This is a genomic window from Paraburkholderia sp. IW21 (assembly GCF_041321145.1).
In the GTDB taxonomy this organism is placed as follows: domain Bacteria; phylum Pseudomonadota; class Gammaproteobacteria; order Burkholderiales; family Burkholderiaceae; genus Paraburkholderia.
Genome location: NZ_JBGGWA010000019.1, coordinates 86,442 through 106,844, shown reverse-complemented (window position 1 = coordinate 106,844; position 20,403 = coordinate 86,442). Strand labels below are relative to the sequence as shown.

At 62.6% G+C, this 20,403-nt stretch carries 11 protein-coding genes and 1 pseudogene; 1 reads left to right on the top strand and 11 read right to left on the bottom strand.

Annotation, left to right across the window (positions count from 1 at the left end; translation table 11 throughout):
* Positions 1–641 precede the first annotated feature (641 nt).
* Complete coding sequence (gene rpoD / locus ACAX43_RS31140) at positions 642–2,639, top strand: RNA polymerase sigma factor RpoD (RefSeq protein ID WP_370712181.1); 1,998 nt, start codon at positions 642–644, stop codon at positions 2,637–2,639.
* A 281-nt stretch (positions 2,640–2,920) separates the two neighbouring features.
* On the opposite strand, the gene ACAX43_RS31135 is transcribed toward rpoD, so the two are convergent.
* From ACAX43_RS31135 to ACAX43_RS31085, 11 genes and pseudogenes are all read right to left on the bottom strand, one after another.
* Complete coding sequence (locus tag ACAX43_RS31135; RefSeq protein WP_370712180.1) at positions 2,921–3,955, bottom strand: M48 family metallopeptidase; 1,035 nt, start codon at positions 3,953–3,955, stop codon at positions 2,921–2,923.
* Between the two features lie 7 nt (positions 3,956–3,962).
* Positions 3,963–5,069, bottom strand: a complete 1,107-nt coding sequence (locus ACAX43_RS31130; protein WP_370712179.1) for a YjgN family protein — start codon at positions 5,067–5,069, stop codon at positions 3,963–3,965.
* Between the two features lie 301 nt (positions 5,070–5,370).
* The gene (locus ACAX43_RS31125) at positions 5,371–6,168 is read right to left on the bottom strand and encodes a DUF2135 domain-containing protein (RefSeq protein ID WP_370712178.1); all 798 of its coding nucleotides are present in this window, start codon (positions 6,166–6,168) and stop codon (positions 5,371–5,373) included.
* 22 nt (positions 6,169–6,190) lie between these two features.
* A pseudogene (locus ACAX43_RS31120) lies at positions 6,191–6,367 on the bottom strand (DUF2135 domain-containing protein); the annotation flags it as partial.
* A 188-nt stretch (positions 6,368–6,555) separates the two neighbouring features.
* Positions 6,556–8,184 (bottom strand): DUF2300 domain-containing protein, encoded by a 1,629-nt coding sequence (locus ACAX43_RS31115; protein WP_370712177.1) that lies wholly within the window; start codon positions 8,182–8,184, stop codon positions 6,556–6,558.
* Positions 8,185–8,360: 176 nt separating this feature from the next.
* Positions 8,361–13,181, bottom strand: a complete 4,821-nt coding sequence (locus tag ACAX43_RS31110) for an alpha-2-macroglobulin (protein ID WP_370712176.1) — start codon at positions 13,179–13,181, stop codon at positions 8,361–8,363.
* Entirely contained in the window at positions 13,178–13,882 is a 705-nt protein-coding gene (locus tag ACAX43_RS31105) for a DUF1175 domain-containing protein (RefSeq protein WP_370712175.1), read from the bottom strand. The genes ACAX43_RS31110 and ACAX43_RS31105 overlap by 4 nt, the downstream gene beginning before the upstream one ends.
* Positions 13,883–15,697 (bottom strand): DUF2138 domain-containing protein, encoded by a 1,815-nt coding sequence (locus tag ACAX43_RS31100; protein WP_370712174.1) that lies wholly within the window; start codon positions 15,695–15,697, stop codon positions 13,883–13,885.
* A gap of 483 nt (positions 15,698–16,180) precedes the next feature.
* Positions 16,181–17,377, bottom strand: coding sequence for a PLP-dependent aminotransferase family protein (locus ACAX43_RS31095; RefSeq protein WP_370712173.1), 1,197 nt, complete (start codon positions 17,375–17,377; stop codon positions 16,181–16,183).
* A 122-nt stretch (positions 17,378–17,499) separates the two neighbouring features.
* Positions 17,500–18,672, bottom strand: coding sequence for an NAD(P)/FAD-dependent oxidoreductase (locus tag ACAX43_RS31090; RefSeq protein ID WP_370712172.1), 1,173 nt, complete (start codon positions 18,670–18,672; stop codon positions 17,500–17,502).
* A gap of 148 nt (positions 18,673–18,820) precedes the next feature.
* On the bottom strand, positions 18,821–20,320 hold the full coding sequence (locus ACAX43_RS31085) for an aldehyde dehydrogenase family protein (RefSeq protein ID WP_370712171.1): 1,500 nt from the start codon (positions 20,318–20,320) through the stop codon (positions 18,821–18,823).
* Between the last annotated feature and the right edge of the window lie 83 nt (positions 20,321–20,403).

Below are 20,403 nucleotides of genomic sequence, written 5' to 3'. Positions count from 1 at the left end.
CAGACCCCGAAGAGTCCACCGCGCGTCGCGCATCAAGCGCCCACACTTATCGGCTGTTAATTTTTAAAGATCGAATACGCAATCACCACCGAACCGTGCCACCTTCACCTACCCGGCACCGCTCCGTTCTGCGTCGCTGCATCAGCAGCAGAGAAACGAGATTATGGAGAACGCCTGCCACGTCGTCAACCTTTTTTGTGAATTTTCCTTTGGGCCAGCGCGAATCGACGCCGGAACTTGCGCGCCCTTATATATAGCGAGGCGGAAGAATGTGATCACGCCGAGCGAGGATCGGCGAGTTCATCTATAGTAGGAAGGCTGTCCTCTAGCGCGGCGAGTTTCAGATGCCCCGCCTATGACAAGCAACTGCCCGCGCAACCAGCGGACCGAACGAGCCTGCGACAAGAGCGCACGACAAAATGCTGTGCGCACAATGCGCGCGAAGGCGCAAGCTCGTATATAATGCGAGCCGCACTAATTTCGCACATTTCTATCGGCCCGCTTCGCGCGGGCTCATCTTTTTTGCTCCCCAGAGCACAGCCAAACAACCGCGTTGAGTCACTCAGGTGATGTTGAGCCATGCTCGAAACGCCTGACGGTCGCGTCTTGCGTCTCATAGCGAAGCCTCTAGAGGAGAATACGTGAACCCTTTTGATCGCGAAGATTCGCAACACGAAAACGCCAGCTTCACCGCCAAGGCGCCCGCTGGCCGTACAGCCAAGGGCAAAGGCGCGGGCAAAGCGATCCCTGTCGCGGCCGAACTACCGCCGCAACAAGCCGAAGAGCGCCAGCGCCAGATGCGCGCGCTGATCCAGCTGGGTAAGGAGCAGGGCTACCTGACCCACGCGCAGATCAACGACCATCTGCCCGACAACTTCGCGCAGACGGCAGCCATCGACAGCATCGTCAGCGCCTTCAACGACATGGGCGTGGCGGTCTACGAGCAGGCTCCGGATGCGGAAACCCTGCTGCTCAACTCGAACGCCCCCGCCGTGGTGTCGGACGATCAGGCAGACGAGGAAACCGAAGTCGCCTTGTCGACCGTCGATTCCGAATTTGGCCGCACGACCGACCCCGTGCGCATGTACATGCGCGAGATGGGCGCAACCGAGCTGCTGACCCGCGCGGGCGAAATCGCGATTGCGAAGCGCATCGAAGACGGTCTTCACGAAATGGTGCAGGCGATCGCCGCTTGCCCGCTCGCGATCTCCGCCATTCTGGCCAGCGCCCAGCAGGTCGCGGACGGAGAACTGCGCATCGACGAACTGGTCGACGGTCTGAATGAAGATACGGTCGCAGCGGAAGAAGAAAACGCGAGCGCGGACGCAGCAGCCGACGTCGACACGGACGCCACCGACGACGACGACAGCGATAGCGACGACGATCTCGGCCCGGCCGACTCCTCGGCAGCGGACGAAGCACGTCTGAAGCAGCTCACGAACGACTGCCTCGAAATCTTCGCCCAGGTCGGCATCCTGTCCGACCAGATGAACGCCTCGCACACGCGCGGCGACGTCAGTTCGAAAGCTTATCAACGCGCCCGCGAAGAAATTCAGCAGCACCTTGCCAAGATTCGCTTCACCGCACGCACTATCGACCGCCTGTGCGGCGACGTGCAACACCAGGTTGCGCAAGTTCGTGCGATCGAGCGTCGCATTCTGCAAATCGTCGTGACGAAGAGCGGCATGCCGCGCGAGCAGTTCATCGAATCGTTTTCGGGTCATGAAGCCGATTTGGGTTGGACCGAACGTGCCGCGCGCGGTACGTCGGCGTTCGGCGCGGCGCTGGAGCGCAATCTGCCGGCGATCCAGTCGGAACAGCAAAAGCTGATCGACATCGAAGCGACCGTTTCGCTGCCGCTCAAGCATCTGAAAGAGATCAATCGCCAGATGGTCGCGGCCGAGTCGAAGATGCGCAAGGCCAAGAGCGAGATGATCGAGGCGAATCTGCGTCTCGTGATCTCGATCGCGAAGAAGTATGTGAACCGCGGCATGCTGTTCCTCGACTTGATCCAGGAAGGCAACATCGGTTTGATGAAGGCCGTGGACAAGTTCGAATATCGGCGCGGCTGGAAGTTTTCGACGTATGCAACGTGGTGGGTTCGTCAGGCTGTGACGCGCTCGCTCGCCGATCAGGCGCGCACGATTCGCGTGCCGGTGCACATGATCGAAACGATCAACAAGCTCAACCGCATTTCGCGCGAGATCCTGCAGCAGACCGGTCAGGAAGCGCATCCGTCGGTGCTCGCCGAACGCATGGAACTGTCGGAAGAGAAAGTGCGCGGCATTCTGAAGATCGCCAAGCAGCCGGTGTCGATGGAAACGCCGGTCGGCGACGACGGCGACGCCACGCTCGGCGACATGATCGAAGATTCGGCAGCCTCCTCGCCGGCGGACGCTGCGATGCAGGCCGACTTACGCGCCGCCATCGACGACGCGCTCGACTCGCTGTCGCCGCGCGAAGCCAAGGTGCTGCGTATGCGCTACGGCATCAACACGAAGTCGGACCACACGCTCGAAGAAGTCGGCAAACAGTTCGACGTCACGCGCGAGCGGATTCGTCAGATCGAGAGCAAGGCAATGCGTAAGCTGATGCATCCGAGCCGCGCAGATCGCCTGAAGTCGTTCCTCGACCGCTAAGCCGGTCGTTGCGCTTGTCGTGCGCCATGCACGACAAGCGCATCTCCATCTCCCCAACTCACTCGCACACGGCGGTTCGACGCACGACCGCTTTCAATACCTATCCACGGCGGCAAGTCATAACTTGAACGCAGGACAGAAGCAGTAAGTTCAAGCGGATGTTCTGTGGTTCGATTTGTCCACAGAAACTGTCCATAAGCCTGTGGATATCCTGAGCAAGAGTCACCCAAGTCGTTGAGCCCATTGGCTTTCAGACCCGCGCTTCCGACAGGTCGCACAGCTCACGGCTTCCCGCACATTGCCCGAATCGCCGCCCATTGCTGCGCCGTCAACGCACGTTCGCCGAGTGGCGATCCCTGACTCCGCTGTTCCCGGCCGATCGTACGCGGGTGATCTGACAGAAATTCAATCGCACCGCTGGCGCTAACGCCACGCTTTTCGGTCGAAGCAAAAAATGCCGCGAGCCCATCACTGCGCAAGCCGCTCGCTTGCAGATAGGCAACGCCGTTCGCGTCGGCGAGACGTTCCATGTCGCGGCTATACGACAAACCCACTAATCGCCCCGCCAGCGAAGACACATCTGCGAAACCGAGATGGATGCCCAGGGTTGTGCTGATCAGGCTGATACCGGCGCCGCGAAACAACGCGGTCAACGGATCGCGCCGCGCGATATGCCCCGTCTCGTGCGCTATCACGCCGGCCAATTGATCAGGATTGCCGACCTGCTCGAACAGGCCTCGCATGATGATCATGCGTGCTCCTGGCAGCGTCAGTGCATTGACCTTCTTGCTGTCGATGACCACCACGCGTACCGGTTGCACTATCCCCGCCACATGTGCGAGACGTGCTTCGAGTTGCTCGAGCGCGCGTTGTCCGTCGTCGCCACGGCACACCCGATGTTTGCCGACCACGACCGACTCCACCATCTCGCCAAGCCGGTTTTCCGCGCTGCGCGGCACAAGCGCCGCGCCGGCCGCAGGCAGTCTCACGACGAGTACGACCGCAAGCGCCAGCGCCGCCACGCCGATCATGATCCAGCCCAGATAATGCCAACGCCGCATGCGTGGCGCCGTCATCTGCACGGGTAGTGCAAAGGCATCGGTCAATACGCGGCCCAACTCGCCTTTGCACGACAGAGCGACTCTGCCTTCCGGGTCGGGCTCGCTGACGATCAGCCGCGCACGCGGCCAAACCGCCAACTCACCCGCAACACCGTCGATCGACAGAAACGCCTCGCTCCAGCGCAGCGTCGCCACGCGAGGCGCGGCAGTATGGCCGTCGTAATAGCGTGTGCCGGTGGGAACAGAAGGTTCCAAAACCGTGTCAGAACGCGCCGCTATGATCGAGCAGGTTCAGCATGCCCTCGCCCGTGCGCGGCGGCGTCTGATCGCTTTGACCGAGCGTCCGCGGGTCGAGTTGACCGGACACCTGCAGCGTATCGGCTGCGAACCGCATTACGCGATGCAGCACGATTGGAAAACCCAGACCCAGCGTGAAGACGATGATCGCCAGATTGCCCAGCATCATTCCGAGCAGACGCCCGGCGGTGATGCTGCTGCCGAAGCGCAGTTGCGTGCCGAGCGTCGTATTGCCCATGACATGGCGCGTCACCAGCGCCAGATAGAAGCACTGGATCAGCAACGCGCCGACGATGAACAGCAGGTAAAACAGGAACACCGAGCCGAATGAGGCGAACGCGGCGGGATCATAGGCCTTCAGCGGCGCATGCCCGATGGGCAGCAGTGCCACGATACCCTTGAAGAAAACTGCCCCGAGCACGACGAACAGCGCGACGATGCCCAGAAACGTGCCGACGAACGCGCCATACAGCACGCCTGCACGGCCTTCAAAATGAAACGGCAGGCTGCCGAAACTGCTCGCGTTGATGCGGCGCTCCGCAAGGCGCATCGACACCCACGGCACCATCTGTCCAAGCGTGACGATGCACAGCAGGCCAGACAGCAGCACATACACACCGTAGACCCACGCCGAACCGGTCATGCCTCCGCGAATCCCACACCATTGGGTGCGGCTCAGGCGATAACGCTGCGCGCTGAAATACGCCCCGGCTGCGACCACCGCGATCACGATGTAGAGGGCAATGACCGGCAAGACGGCCAGTACCGCGCTCCCTGTGATTGCGCGCAGAATCGCGCTGAGAATGACTGTGCCGACAATCGCTCCGAACATAATCGCAATCGCCAGCAGAAAACCTTTGAACAACTCACCGCCGGTTCCGGTGTACTCAAAACGCTCACCTTGAAAACGCATGCGCGACCAGATATACCGGCGGTTATTGGTGGTGGCCCAAAAACGATAAATGCCGAGCGTGATGATCTGCAGCAACAGATTTTTGATGAATATCCCGTACAGCTCGCCAATCTTGCCGTCGTAGCTCAACAGCGGCTGCTTCTGGTCGAATGAGTTCATTTTTGCTTCCCCCGGCTGGCAAATTTACGTTTTGGTGACCCGCGCGTGCGTAAGCGCGTATGCATGGCGGACGGGTGGTCTTTCCCGTGTTGAACTGACTAAGACAGAGTGAAAATTTTTGCAATCCGGCTCGCAAGAGAGCGCAAGCCGATGAGCGCGATGATTACACGCTCTCCCATATTTTTAAACATGGCTTCCGGCTTAACCAGGTGCCCCGTTCATTGGAAGCATGACCAGCCGGCAAACCAATTCATCTTGCATAGCTTTAAAAACGTTAAATACTGTGACGTCACCAACCGCTCTATGGCATCACGAATGTTTTCACGAGCGTCAGCTCACCCGGCTTACGCATCGGCACCCGAATGGTTTCGCTCTTCTCGTTCGGCGTATTCTCGTTCGTGATGATCGTCACCTGCGCGACGGTCATATCGCTGCCGCTGTTCCCATTACCGTAGTAATTCACATAGACCAGATACGTACCCTTCAAGGGCGCCGCAGACGAGTAAATCTCCGGCCCATAGCCGGTCGTCACATCCACGTCGAGCGCACCGCCGTTCGGCGCGACACGGTCGCCATACCAGGTGTGCATCCCATCCGGCGACACCACGTGCAAATCCAGATCGGTGCCGTCCGTATCCCATGCGAGCACCACGCGCAACTTGGGCTGCGTTTTGCCGCTGTAGGCGTCGTAAAACTGCACGCGCTTGCGCGACCCGTCCGGCTCCCGCAGTTCCACGCTGTTGCTGCCGGACGGAAACGCGTAAGGCCGCGAAAACTTGCCGTCTTCCTCCACCCGCTGAGGCAACGGCGTGCCGTCGACCACCAGCGTGCCCACCGTGGTGCCCTTCTTCTTCGGCGCGTTGCGGATCTGCCCTTCGATCAGCGCGAACTTCGACTGCCCTTCCGGCGTCGACACCGACACCGCCGGGTAGTGCACGTCCTGCGTATAGCGCTCGCTGTCACCGCTGGTGTTGCGCCAGCCATTCAACGGCGCGCCGAAGTCGATATCGCTCGCGTGCGCCATGGTCGCAGCCTGCAAACCGGCAACGACGAGCATCAACCAGCCCGCCTTCACCCACCCCGTCGTCTTGACCTTCATCGTCACTGCTCCCATCCCGCTGTCAGAGTCGCTCGCTTTTCACGAGCATCAGATCGCCGATCTTACGCAGCGGCACAATCATCGTTTCACGCCGCTCGTTCGGCGTGTTTTCATTGAACACCAGCGTCAACGTGGCGGTAATCACGTCGCGCTCGTGCGCGGCGGCGTCGAAGTTGTAGCCGGTCGCGTTCGTCAGCCCGCTGTGGCGCCAGCCGACGAGCGTGCCGCCACCGCCATCCGCGCCGGCAGCGTGCACGTTCGGTGCCGTGCAAGCCAGCAGCGCAGCAGCGGTCATCGCAAACCTCGCCCAAACACGAGCGCGAACGCCACCCGGGTGCCCGGCATGCGGCGAGCGGAACATGGATGAAAACGAGCGCGAGACGGTGTTCATTGGATCGGATTGTCGGTACGAATCAGCGTGCGCGCGGTACGTTCGACGAATGCTTCGTCGAGGCCACGCGGATGATGCTGGAACGCGAGGTGGACATATTCATGCGCCAACGCGATACGGTCCTCTTCGGTTTGCAGCCGATACACGTACACGCGATTGCGCTGCGCATCGGCATACGGGCGCCCTTCACGCACCGCGCACACGGCCGGCAGATCGGGTGTCTCGTAGCCCGCGGCGCCGTCCATGCGCCGCGCCCACAACGGCGCGTTGCGCTGCAGCCATTGCTGGGCGCCGGCCACCTGGATGCAATCGCCGGACAACGGGCTTTCGAACGACGTCAAGGTCGCTTGCGGCCAGGTGCGCGCGAGGATCGCCTCAAAAGTGAGGCCGGTTTGCGCAGCCGCCTTCGCGGCGAGCCAGCTCATCTGACCGGGCGCGGCCTTGTCGTGGTGATACTGAACCGGCACGCCAGTCAGCACCAGCGCGTCGGTCAGATCGGCCGCACGGCGCGCGGCGGCGGTCGGCGCGCGCGGCAGGACCCGCTGCGTGCTGCTACTGTCGTCGATACGGAAGCAGCCGTGATCGTGATTGCCGTGCTGCACGACGTAGGACCGCGCCGCCACCGCCAACGCCTTGGCCGCTTCCGGCTGGCTCGTGTCGCCTTCCCGCTCGACCACCCGTGCGACGTAGTCGTTCATGCCGAAGCGGCCGACCACGTGCGGCGCACCCGCAGCGTCCCGATCGAGCCTCAGTTCACCGCGGCTTTCCACCCGCGTCCAGTTGCCATTGACGAAACCGATCCGGAAATCGCCGCGCAGCGGACCGTCCGCCACCGCTGCCGGGCCTTTGTCGCCGAGTACCTGGCGAATCGGATAACGGCTGAAGAAATCGACCAGCACGCACGCGTTGTCGTCCGGTACGGCGACTTGTGTGAGCAACGGCGCGATGCGCGGCGCGGCGGCCGCCAGCACGCGCGCGCTGCCGCCGGGGCCGCCCAGCCATACCGGCGTGCCGTCGGCGAGCCAGCCCGCCGCGCCGCCGATCGATGCGCCAGGCCGCGCCGGATCCGGCATCGTCCACGTCTTGGTGCGCAGCACGCTGCCGTATAGCGACACAGTGCCTTCGCCGCGTCCGCTGGTCAGCACCGACACCAGCGTACTCGCCGCCGCTTCGCGCGGCCGTGCCGGCATCGCCTGCAACGCGGCGAGCAAGTCGGTCACCGGCACACGGCGCGTCGGCGTCATCGCGTGAAGGTCGCGCAGCCAGGCGGGCGCATGCGCGGCGGTCCAATATTTGCGCCAGTCGGCGGGATCGAGTTGCAGGCGCGCGGGCTCGAAAAAGCGCCCACACGATTGCACGAGCGCATGTTCGCGGTCGATGTGACCGCCCGTCATGCAGCAATACACTTCTTCAGGATCGCCACCGCTGCAGGTGTAATCCGGTGTGGCGATATTGCGGTCCACCAGATAACCGTAAACGAACAGCTTCCACACGCTGCCGAGTGGCGTCTCCAGCGTGGCAGGCAAAGGGCGCGCGGATTGTGGCGCGAGGCCGTCCGCGGCGGCGCCGGTGTTGAACTGCCAAAGCTGCGATTGGCCGTCGCGCCGCCAGGCGAAGTGCAGCATTTGCGCCGAGCGTGCAGTTGGCGACAGGGTTGGCATCGACCCTGGCGATGAGCTTGGCGACTCACTTGCACCGGCGCCACCAAAAACACATCCCACGCCCACCGCGAGCGCAACCCGCAGCGCAGCTGCCAGACGAACGCGCGAGTGCCGAAGAGCGGAGAACATGGCGGCCTCGCTTACTGAATACGCAGGGTCGTCACGCGATCGCTCTTGCCGCCTTCGAACGCCTTGGCGTCCGGCTGATACATGCGGAAGTAGCGCGCGGGTGGCAGCACGAACGTGCCCGGCAAGGCGAAGCGCACCAGTTGGCGCAGCGTCACCGGTCGATCGAGCAAGGGCACCGGCTGGTGATAGGCCAACTCACCCATCTCATACGACGCGGCACGCGCGAACGGCTGCGGACCGCTTGCCCCTTCCTTCCCGCCAGGCAAACCGTCGATCGACACGCCCCAGCTGGTCGCCTCGACATCGCCGCCCGGCGGCAGCGGCACGTCGAGCAAACCGTAGTGGTACGCGTTGCCAGAGCGCGGCGTGAGCGTGACTTCGTCGACGTACAGCGCATTGCTGTCGATCGCGTCGCCCTGCTTCACGAGGCGCGCAGTAAATGCCGAACGACCCAGTTGGCTCTCGGCGCCGCCCGTCTTCTTCGGATCGACCTTCACTTCGAGCGGTTCCAACTTGTAGAAGCGGCGTTCAACCGTGATGTTCAGACGGCTGTCCTCGCTCACATGGCTGCGGAATGAGACGAGAGCGCTCACGTCGGTGCGCGCAGCGCCCGCATCGAGCATGGCCGGCAACGCCCCAAGGGGACTTCCTTCGGGGCGTGCGACGCCGCTCCATTTCCAGAGCGGCGCACCCGTCAGCGTGGTCAAGCGCATCCAGCCCGCGCCTTGCAGCGATGGCAGCGAGGCCGCCGCGACATCGCCGCCCAGCGCCTTGCGCAACCACAACAGCGTCAACGCGCGATCGAGCGTTGGATAGTCGGCGCTGCTTTTGGCGAGCAAGGACGATGCATCGACCGCCGCGCCGCCGTCACCGCCGGTCATGTAGAGCAGGCTTTGTACGAGCGGTGCGGGATCGTGGGCCAGTGCGGTGCGTGCGGCGCTCGCCGCTGCATCAAAACCATCCGGCAGTTGAGCGCCTGTACTGCGAGCGATGTTGGCGGTCAGCAGCGTCGCCATCTGTTTGGCGCGCGGCAAATCGGCTTGCGCGAACACAATGCTGTCCGACGCACCATTTGTGCCATTGCGTGCAGGCGTAGCCGCATTGCCCGAAGCCGCCGCATCGCTCAGCAAGTCCGCCGCGACACCCGACACCGGCGTCGCGACCGGCAGGCTCATCTGCTGCATGAACCACAGCGCCAATGCGCGATGCAGCAGCGGCTCCTTCGCGCCCGCATCCCGATAGACCTCCATCGCGTGCTGCCAGTTGTCAGCCGGCAGCGCAATGCCGAGGCTGCGGCTCGCGAGCCAGTCCGCGTAGTACGCGTAGGCGGTGATCAGCGAGCTGCCGCCGGTCGTATCGCCCCACCAGCCGAACGTGCCGCCGACGCCCGCCAGCATCGCCAAACGCTGCCGCTGATTGCGCAGCAGCGCTTCGAGCCCTTGTGTCGAACTCGCGTTGTCGCCACGTCCGATTGCGTCGTGTGCGAGCGCGAGCGGTATCAGGCGGCTCGAGGTCTGCTCCGCGCAACCGTACGGGTAGTTGATCAGATCGTCGGCGACGCGCGCGAATTGGCTCGCCGCGCTGCCGATGAAACGCACGCTGACGTCCTGCGCATCTTGCGGCAGATTGAGCGGCTTGTTCGAGCCGTCGAGCGTCACCGTGTTCTGATGCAAATCGAGCCAACCGCTCGCATCGAGATGGATAGTGGTCTGCAAGCGATCCACATCCTGACCTGCACGACGCAAGGTCGCGTTGATCACACCGGCCTTCAACGCCCCGCTCGGCAGACGCAGATAGTTCGCGCCGCGCTTGAGCGTGACTTTCTGGTTCAACGAGAGACCGCCGCCGTCGACCACCCACTCGGCTTCCATATCGGCGTCGGTCTGATTGAAGGCGATCATGTCGATGGCCGGCTGATCGTTGACGCGGAAGTGCGAAGGCCCGCTCCACTTCAGATACAGCGCCTTGTCCGAACGTACGTACGCAGTACGTTGACCGACCATGCCATCGGGCGCCGCCGCACGCACGGTGACGCGCCAGCGCGCCAGCGAATCCGGCATCTTGAAGGTCATTGTGGCGTGACCGTTCGGGTCGGTTTTCAGATTGCCTTCCCACGCCGCCGTGTCCTGATCGTCGCGACGCGGCCGTTCGAGCACCTTCACGCCGCGCTCGTTGTAGTTCGCGCGTTGCGGGCCGCCCGGCGCGCCCTTCAACGGCGCGCGCGCGAGGTCGTAGGTAATGAACGACAGGCTCGACGAGGTACGCACGTTGTTCCGGCGCGGGTGATAGAAAAAGTCGACGATGTTCGGCGCAATTTCCGGCTGCAACACGTAGACCATTTCATCGACCACGCTCACCGTCAGATTCGCCGCTTCCGGCTTGCCGTTCAGCCTGCTGTCGAAGTTCAGCGTGACCGTATCGCCCGGACCGTACACCGGCTTGTCGCTCTTCACGTTCAGTTCGATCCGCGGTTGCGCGACCACGAGGCCCGCGTTCTGGAACACGTATTCGCCGGCATGCACGTACAGCACGGAGAACGTCATGTTCGGCGCGAAGTCTTCGCCGACCTTGATGCGTGCCTTCCATTGCGACGGCGCCACGCGTTGCAGTTGCAGCCAGTCGCCGCCTGCTGTCAGCAAGGCGCGGCGTTCGACGTTGTCGCGCTCCAGCGTCAGCAAGGCCTCGTCGACCGGCAGCGGGAAGGTGATCAATGCTTCCGCGGTATCGCCGATCGTGTACTTGTCGCGATCGAACACGATCTCGACGCTCCCCGGAATCGCCTTCAGGCCATCACCCGCAACCCAATGGCTCGCGGCGGCGAGCAGATTGCCGGCGCCATCCTTGACGGACAGCATGTATGAACCCGGTTCGTCGAATTGCACCGGGAACGACAGCTTCCCACCTGCCGTTGCGCCTTTGAGCGCACCTTCGCCATGCGTTTGCGATTCGAGGCGTGTCCATTCCCACCTGGCCGGTGCTCGCGATGAAGGATCAAGTGCACCGAGCGCTTGCAGATCGAAGTTGACTGCTTCCCTCGGCTGCGAGAACGACTTCGCGGTCGACAGCCGATAAGGCGTCGCGCCGCGCGCGATCAGCACTTCGCGCGTCACACGTACCTTGTATGCCGCTCCGTCTTGTGCGAACAGTGTCAATGCATAACGACTCGGCTCTTTAGCGGCAGGCAGTGTGAGGCTCGCGTTGCCGTCGCTATCCGTCGTGAGTTCCTGCTGTTCCAGTTTGACTGGAAACAGTCCCGCATAACGCAGCTCACCGTCGACGATCGTCACCTTCTGCGCCCGCAGCGTGACCGAGACCTTGCTATCGCGCACCGGCTTGCCGTCCGGATAGCGCAACTGGATCTTGCCCTTCAGTTGCTCGCCGGTTGCGTAATCGGCTTTATCCATCGACAGGTTGACGTCGAAATGCGGCTTCACATATTCGGCGACGCGAAATGCGCTGCCGTATACATCGCCGTTGTAATCGAAGCGCAATGTGTAGCCGCCGGCGGTGGCGTCGGCGGGAAGCGTGAACGACGACTCCGCGCCCGTATCGGAAGCGAAATGCACCTTGCTGGTTGCAACCGGTGAACCGTTCGGATCGAGCACGTCGAGCTTGATCTCGGCGCCGGCAGGTGCGGACGATTGCGTCGCGTTCTGGAACGTGCGGCCGATAAACTTCACATGCACCGCGTCACCCGGCCGGTACATCGGACGGTCGGTCACCGCGTAGATCTTCGTGTTGTAGATCTCGCTGTCGTAGTAGAAATTCTCCGAGACGAACACGCCGCCTTGCGGATCGGTGCCGAGCACATAGCTGCGCTCGGGGCTCACGTGTTGCAGCACCAGCGCGCCGTCGCTGCCGGTAGAGCCGCTTTGCAATACGCCGACGCCGTCGGTCCAGTTCACTTCGGTGTTCGCCACCGGCTTGCCGTTATCGCGCCGCGTGGTCCACACCAGCATTCCGCTCGACGCCGCTTTCACGACCGCGACCGTGTCCGACACGAACAACAAGGTGTGCGCACGATAGTTGCCGATCACCGCCTCGACGATATACAGCCCAGGCGGCAGCTTACCGACCGGAATCATCACGTTGCCCGAACTGGCTTCGATAAAGTTACTGCTGCTGCCCTCGAGATTCACCCCCTTCGGCGGCTGGATCACCTTCGCGTCCCAGATCGGATAGCGAAAGCGCGCGACCCTGTCATAGCCTTTAAGCGGCGCAAATTGCGCGTTCTGCTCGAATTGCGTCTGCCGGCCGGTCTGCTCGCCGAGCTTGAACTGCGGCGCGGCCTCGGTCGCCTTGCTGCGCGTCGCGAACGACAGCACGCGCTGCCACGCGCGGCGTGCTTCGGTGAACCAGCGGTCCCACAGATAAGCGAGCGTATTCGCCAGTCCCTCGCCCTGATAATTCGGCGCGACATTCAGGCGATGCAGATTCTTCTGCGCTTTCAGAAAGTCCAGCGGCTTCGGCACGCGATACACCACAATGTCCGCGCCGCCGTATGCCTGCAGCGCATCCTTGAACTCGCGCCCGGGCGCCTCCAGACGCACCTGCGCCAACTGATCGCTGCCGAAGCTCGCATCCGAGAGCAGGAAAAACGGCTGACCGTCGACCTTCTGCGAAGCGAAGTTGCTCGACGGCGCTGCTTGCAGCGTCGGATTCGCAGCGATGTTGGTGTCGGCGGCGGTGCTCGATGCAGCGTCGTCGGCATAGGCCGCCGGTGCGATGACCAGCGTCATGGCCGCGAGCAGCGCGACCACAGCGAAGCCCACGCGACGACGTAAGTTGCCGAGCCAATCGCGCGATGCGGTGGCGGAGTTCATTCGGGTCATGGTGTCAGAAAGTCCAAACGAAACACGCCGACGAAATTCGGATTGCCGTCGAGCGGCTGCCAGCGCGAGTCTTTCCATTGCATCAGGTCGGAGACGGCCACGGCGCGCAAACCGGTATCGGTCGGCGTAACGGTGCCTGTGTGATAAGCGATGTAGCGATCCAGCCAGATCATCAGATGCTGGTCGTCGCCCTGGTCGAAGAACAGCAGGTCGCCGGGCAGCGCCTGGTTCACGTCCTTCGAAACAAAACGGCTATTGCGTTGAATCAGCGCGATCGCCGACGCGTACGCGCCGGTGGAACCGTCGAGCTGGGTCCAGCGGTTCGCGATCGTGCGTTGCGATGCGGACAGTTGCAATTCGGGCGGCATGCTGCTGGTATCCGCGAGACTGGTCATGCCGTTGGCTCGGAGCCATTTGCTGTCATGCGGCTTGAGCGTCTCGTCGACAGCGAAGCGCACGAGGCCCGCGCAATCGCGTTGCGTCCAGCGTGGCGTCGGACCGCGTCGTATCTGCTGGTCGACGATGCGCGCGAACCAGGCGCGAAACGCGGCAGATTGCTGGGGCGAGAGCGCGTCGGGGTCGGGTACGGCCGAGGCGCTGGTGAGCGCGCTCGCATAGGGCGCAAGGCCGGCCATCACGAGCGCGGAGGCCGCGCGCGCAAGCCAGGCGCGGCGTGCTGTAGGGACGCAAAGGCGGCGCACTTAGCCGCCCTCGGTGCCGGGCTGATCCGCAGGTGTATCGGCGGGGGCGCCGGTATCCGAACCGGCATCCGTCTTCGCGTGATCGAACCACCACTCGACCGGCACCCAACCCGTCGAACCCGGCAAGTCCCGCGGCAGCGTCAACGAAACCGGCGGGTAGTGGGCCAATGCGTGCAGCTTCGGCACGAGATGGGCGCGCGACGCATTGCGGAACACGGCTTCCTGATCCGCCGGCAACGCCGCGCCCGCTTCGCGTTCGATCAGCGCAGCCGCGGACGAAGGCGTCAGCGTCAGAATCGTGCGCGGCAGACGCTGCGGCGCGAGCGTATCGGCAAGCGCCGGATAGCGCTTGTCGAGCACGGCGAGCGTGTCCTCGACCAGACGTGAATCAGGAGAGAAGATCAGATAACCGCGCGCGAGTGCGAGCGTCACCGGAAAATAGCGCTCCGCCGACAGTTGCGACGCGAACGACGCCTTGCTCGACAACGCGGTACCGGAACGCGCACTGACCGGACGCTGCCACACCGTGACGCCGGCGCCCTGGTCGTGCTTCGTGACCGGCAAGCGTCGATAGCCTGAGTCGGCGCCCCCGGATTGGGCGGCCTTGGCCTCGTACGCGCCGATCACCTCGCCAAAGGTCTTGCCGAGCGCGGTCTTTAGCGCGGCGACGCTCGCCGCGTCCTGCGATTTCACGCGAGCGACGAACACCGGCGCGACGAGCGTGGACTTCGCATACCAGCAAACTGCGGCCGGCCCGGCGAGCTGATCGCCAATTGCTGCAGCGCCGTTCGCGCCTACATCGGCCACCTTGCCCAACAAGCCCGACGCCTCTTTCCAGTCCACCGGCAAGCTCGCGCACGCCGCAGGATTGACTGGCAAGGCGCGCCACAAGTCGGCGCTATTCCACCGCTGCGGCAACTTACCCGGCTCGATCAAAGCAGAGGTTTGCCAGTTCGCCGCCGCACGCCCCGAAGGAGGTCCACTTTGAGGATTGCCATTCGCCGAAAAATCGAATCGCAGCGCGTCGATACCGGAGAAAAATCCCTGATAATCAAACGACAAATAATTGGCCGATACCACGAGCCGATGCCCTTTCGGCGCATCCCCCGAGGCGTTCAGTTGATAAACGCGCGCCGCATCGTCGCGGCCCGACGAAAGCATTTCGGATACGGCGTCGGCCCGGTCGCTCAGCAAGCCGCCCTTCTCGTCGAGCAGCACACCGGGCGCGGACATCACGACGAGACGGTCGTCCCTGGTTGCGAACAGAACCGTGCGGCCGACCGCCAGCTTCAGCGCATAGACCGGCACGTCGCCCGAGAGCCTGGCGACCTGGCTCAACTGAGAGTCGCTCGCGGCGACATTGGCGAAGCCCTGCAGCAGCTTCGCGAGGCCGTTGCGGTGCATCGACATCACCCAGTACCCGAGGCGGCCATCTGGCGAGCGCCACAACAGCACGTGCGCCGGTTCGTCGAACATGCGGCGGATCAGTTCGTCGCGCCAATCCAACTGATGTTCGAATGCGAGACGCCGCAGCGCGCCCTCGGCGGACAGCCGCGTATTGTTCGATTCGTAGTAGTCGACGAAGTCTTGCGTCAGCACGTCGTGCAACAGCGGCACGCGCAATATGTCGCGTGGCAAACGCGAGAGCGCTTCGCTGTCGATCACCGCATCCGGGTGATGAATATCAAGCACGACTTCACCGTTTTCGGCGGCTTTGCGATGCGCAAATGGACGCCACACCGCCTGAATGACCACGCCGGCCACGACCAGAAGACCGATCCCCAGGATTGCAATCTTTTTACGCGACATCTTCATCTGATTTTTCTGGCTCGACGCGATGGTATTAACCTGGATGTCCGACGAATTAATCCATCGGAATCATTCGGTGAAGGCAGCGCATGATAACCGATATTTTTAACTGAAAACTGATGGCGCTCTGCATTTAACACTTCGCCATGTTTCAGGAGTTTGGAGGACATACGGCATGGGCTGGATTAAGCTATTGCCAACCGTGCCCATTCGAAGCAATGGCTTGAGTTAAACCGGCCTGCGGGCAGTGCGCCCGCAGGCAAAGCCGCACGTGCGCGTATTACAGGCTTGAACCGAACAACGCCTGCGAGCGTAGCTTGGCTCTGCGCGACCTTGCGCCGCATTACCGCATCGGAATGTTTATGATAAATCGCCACGCGTTGGCATTCGCAAAAAAACCCGGTTGCACACTGTGTGCTCACCGGGTTATTTCACGCATTGTTCTTACTGCTTTTCCGCCAATATAACGTTAGCCGCGTTAGCCACGCGTCAAACGAGTTCGAGCGCCTGCTTCATTCTCTGCACGCCGGTTTCGATATCGGCTACGCCGGGCGCCGCGAATGACAAGCGCAGTGCCGCCAGATCGATATTGTCTTTATAGAACGCGACGCCCGGAACGAACATGACGTTGCGCTCGATACAGACACGCAGCGTGTCCGACGCATTCTGACCACCCGTCAATCGCGCCCACACGAACATACCGCCTGCGGGGCGATGAAACGCAATGCTGCCGGGCAATTGGGCATCCAGCGCATCGCACAGCGTGCGGCATTTCCCGGCGTAGGCGTCGATGATCCGTGGCAGATGACGCTCCAGTGCGCCGCTCGCGAGGTATTCGGCGGCGATCGCCTGCGTCCACGGCGAACTGCACAAATCGACGGTCTGCTTGGCGACCACGCAGCGGCGCAAGATTTCCGCATGCGCGACCATCCAGCCGACCCGCAACCCCGGTGCGACGATCTTCGACAGACTCGAAAGATGCACGACCCAGTCGCGTGCTCCCGGCACCTGATCACTCAGTGCGAGCAGCGACGGCAACGCCGCGCCGCTGAAACGCAGGTCGCCATAGGGATCGTCTTCGACGACCAGAAAATGGTGACGCGCCGCCAGTTCCAACAACGCCCTGCGGCGTTCGAGCGACAGCGTCGCGCCAGTTGGATTCGCAAAGGTCGGCACGGTGTACAGCAGCTTCGGTGGCCGCGTCAGCGTGCCGGCGTCGAGCAATGCGGCGAGCGCGGCGACGTCGAGTCCATCCTGATCGACGGGCACGGTTGTCACATCCGCCGCCTGCAGCTTCAGCGCCTGCAAGGTCGCAGGATAAGCGGGCTGCTCGACCAGCACCACGTCGCCCGGCGCGATCATCACGCGCAGCAGTAGATCGAAGCCTTGCTGCGACCCGGTCGTGACGAGCAATTCCTGCGGCGTGCAGGCCGTGCCACGGCGCGTCATCAAATGCGCGAGCTGTTCCTTGAGAACAGCGAGGCCGTCAGTCGGGCCATATTGCAGACAGAGCGTGGCCTGCTGCGACGCACGCGCAGTGGCGGCATCGAGCCCTTCGCGATCGAACAGATCACTTGCCGGATAGCCGCCGGCAAACGAGATCATGCCGGGCTGCGCCAGATACTTGAACAGCTCGCGGATCGGCGAACCGGTCGGCGCTTCGAATGCGGGATTGAACGTGAACATGGTGACGGGCCGCTTATGTGACGATGGAAGATCGCCGTCGATTGTGGCCATCGTCCGGGTGGGCGGCAAACGATATCTACGCACGACGTATTGCGTTTTCCGCATCACCTCCAATGCGCCGGCTAAACCACGTTCTTCTCCACGATCGGCTGGTTTTCGAGTACGCGAGTAAAGCTCAACGCATCCAGATCGAGTGTCGTGTAGCGGCCATGCAGAATCAATTCGCTGATGCCGCGGCCGGTTGCCGGGCCTTGTTGCAACCCGTGGCCGCTGAATCCATTGGCGAAAAGGCAGTTATCGACGTCCGGGTGATGTCCGATGATCGCGTTCTGATCGAGCACGTTGTATTCGTAGTAGCCGGACCAGCAGTTCTGCACGCGCAGCGCTTCGAATTGCGGCACGCGATGCGCGAGCGTCGGCCAGATCACGTCGTCGAATAGCGCATGGTCGACTTCGTCGAGCGGCAGATCGTCGGGGTCGTTGTCCGCCGACGGGGACGTACCGCAGATAAACGATTTTCCTTCGGGCCGAAAATACACGCCGCTCGGATCGATCAGCAACGGACAATGATCGAGCCGCGCGGGCGATGTGACATTGAAAATACTACGGCGTCGTGCGAACACCGGAAGGTCGATGCCGACCATCTGCGCAACTTTGCGCGACCAGGCGCCCGCGGCGTTCACTACCACGTCGCATGCATAGGTCTCTCCATTCGCGGTCTGCGCGTGCGTGACGCGTTTGCCGTCGCGATGCAGCGCGGTAACGTCGGCGGCGACATAGCATGCGCCGAGCGACTGTGCTTTCTTGCGCAGCGCCTGCACAAGGCCATAACCGTCGAACCAACCCTCACCGCTTTCGCCGTAAGCGCCGGCAATGAGGTCTTCTGTATTGAGCCAGGGAAAGCGCGCTTGCAATGCGCCTTTGTCGAGCAGACTGATATCGGCGCCGAGACTCTTTTGCAGCGCGTGATTCTCCCGCAGCGTCGTTTCGCCGGCTGGTGTCGCGAGAAACAGATAGCCGCCTTCGTGCAGATCGATCGACGGTTTCGCGCCGTCGATTTCGAGCCGTTCGCCGATCGAGCGCAGAAACTCGATACCGAATAGCGACATCTGAATCGAAAGCGGGGTAGAGAATTGCTGGCGAATGGATGCCGCCGACAACGCCGATGACGAGCGCGCATAAGTCGGATCGCGTTCAATCACCGTGACGCTGACTGTCGGATCGGACAGCCGCAAGAAATAGGCAATCGAGCTGCCGATCACGCCACCGCCGACTATCACGACTTTGGAACTCACGTCTTACTCCACGAGTAGCGTGGCCGCTCAGAAACGGCGGGCGGCGCAAACGGATTGCTGAAAGAGGTTGTGAACAGCGGCGCGTGAATGCGCCGCTGCTTTCTGCTGAATGTTCTACTGCTTCAATGCTCTACTGCGACTCACCCAATCAACCGATATTGAAATCGATGCCTTGAGCGAGCGGCAAGGCCGACGAGTAGTTGACCGTGTTGGTCGCGCGGCGCATGTAGGCCTTCCACGCATCGGAGCCCGACTCGCGGCCGCCGCCGGTTTCCTTCTCGCCACCGAACGCGCCGCCGATTTCCGCGCCGCTCGGTCCGATATTCACGTTAGCGATACCGCAATCGCTGCCCGAGTCGGACAGGAAGCGTTCCGCTTCGCGCAGATCGGTTGTGAACACGCACGACGAGAGACCATGAACCGCCGCATTGTTCGCCTGTACCGCATCCGCGAAATCCGAATAGCGCAATACGTAGAGAATCGGCGCGAAGGTTTCCTTCAGCACCACCGCCGTTTGCGACGGCATTTCGACGATGGCCGGACGCACGTAGAAACCGCCTTCGTGACCCTTGACCTCGACGCGCTCGCCGCCGAACACCTTGCCGCCTTCAGCCGTAGCCTGCTGCAGCGCTTCCTGCATGCGAGCGTACGATTGCTTGTCGATCAGCGGACCCATCAGCGTGCCCTTTTCGAGCGGATTGCCGATCGGCACCTTGCTGTACAACTGCTTCAGACGTTCGATGGTTTTGTCATACACGCTTTCGTGCACGAACAGGCGCCGCAGCGACGTGCAGCGCTGACCCGCCGTGCCGACTGCCGAGAACAGGATGCCGCGCATGGCGAGTTCGTGATCCGCAGTTTGCGCGACGATACCCGCATTGTTGCCGCCGAGTTCGAGCAGCGAGCGGCCGAAGCGCTTCGCCACTTCGACGCCGACTGTGCGGCCCATTTCCGTGCTGCCCGTCGCGCTGACGATCGACGCACGCGGGTCGGCCACCAGCTTCGCGCCGACGTCGCGCCCGCCGTTGATCAGCGCGGTGAGACCCGCCGGCGCATCGCCGAATTCCTTCAGTGCCTCGCTGAGAATCTGGTTGACGGCGAGCGCGGTCAACGGCGTCTTTTCCGACGGCTTCCAGATCACTGCGTTGCCGCACACCAGCGCAAGCGCCGCATTCCACGACCACACCGCTGCCGGAAAGTTGAACGCCGAGATGACGACGCAGGTGCCCATTGGATGCCAGGTTTCCGCCATACGGTGACCCGGGCGCTCCGAAGCGATCGTCAAACCGTACAACTGACGCGACAGGCCGACCGCGAAGTCGCAAATGTCGATCATTTCCTGCACTTCGCCCATGCCTTCCTGCAGGATCTTGCCGGTTTCGAGCGTGATGATGCTGCCGAGTGCCTGCTTCTTTTCGCGCAGCCGATTGCCGAGCAGGCGCACCAATTCACCACGGCGCGGCGCCGGGACGTTGCGCCAGGCGGTGTACGCCTCTTTCGCATTGGCGAGGGCCGCGTCGACTTCCGACACCGTGTTGCTGGCCACCCGGCCGATGAGTTCGCCGGTAATCGGCGAGTGAACCGCGATGTCGCCGGCTTGCGCCGCGTGGGCAATGCCGAGGTCGGCGAGGATGGTGGAAGCGTCCATGAGAATCCCTTTAATTTCCGATGCGAAACAAGAGTAAGTTCGGAAACTATACACGCGGGATTTTATGGCGGCAAGGGTATTTG

Excerpts from the sequence above, each read along its gene's own strand:
- ACAX43_RS31130 (WP_370712179.1), bottom strand. The coding sequence starts at position 5,069 with ATGAACTCATTCGACCAGAAGCAGCCGCTGTTGAGCTACGACGGCAAG.
- ACAX43_RS31125 (WP_370712178.1), bottom strand. The coding sequence starts at position 6,168 with ATGAAGGTCAAGACGACGGGGTGGGTGAAGGCGGGCTGGTTGATGCTC.
- ACAX43_RS31115 (WP_370712177.1), bottom strand. The coding sequence starts at position 8,184 with ATGCTGCACTTCGCCTGGCGGCGCGACGGCCAATCGCAGCTTTGGCAG.
- ACAX43_RS31110 (WP_370712176.1), bottom strand. The coding sequence starts at position 13,181 with ATGACCCGAATGAACTCCGCCACCGCATCGCGCGATTGGCTCGGCAAC.
- ACAX43_RS31100 (WP_370712174.1), bottom strand. The coding sequence starts at position 15,697 with ATGAAGATGTCGCGTAAAAAGATTGCAATCCTGGGGATCGGTCTTCTG.
- ACAX43_RS31095 (WP_370712173.1), bottom strand. The coding sequence starts at position 17,377 with ATGTTCACGTTCAATCCCGCATTCGAAGCGCCGACCGGTTCGCCGATC.
- ACAX43_RS31085 (WP_370712171.1), bottom strand. The coding sequence starts at position 20,320 with ATGGACGCTTCCACCATCCTCGCCGACCTCGGCATTGCCCACGCGGCG.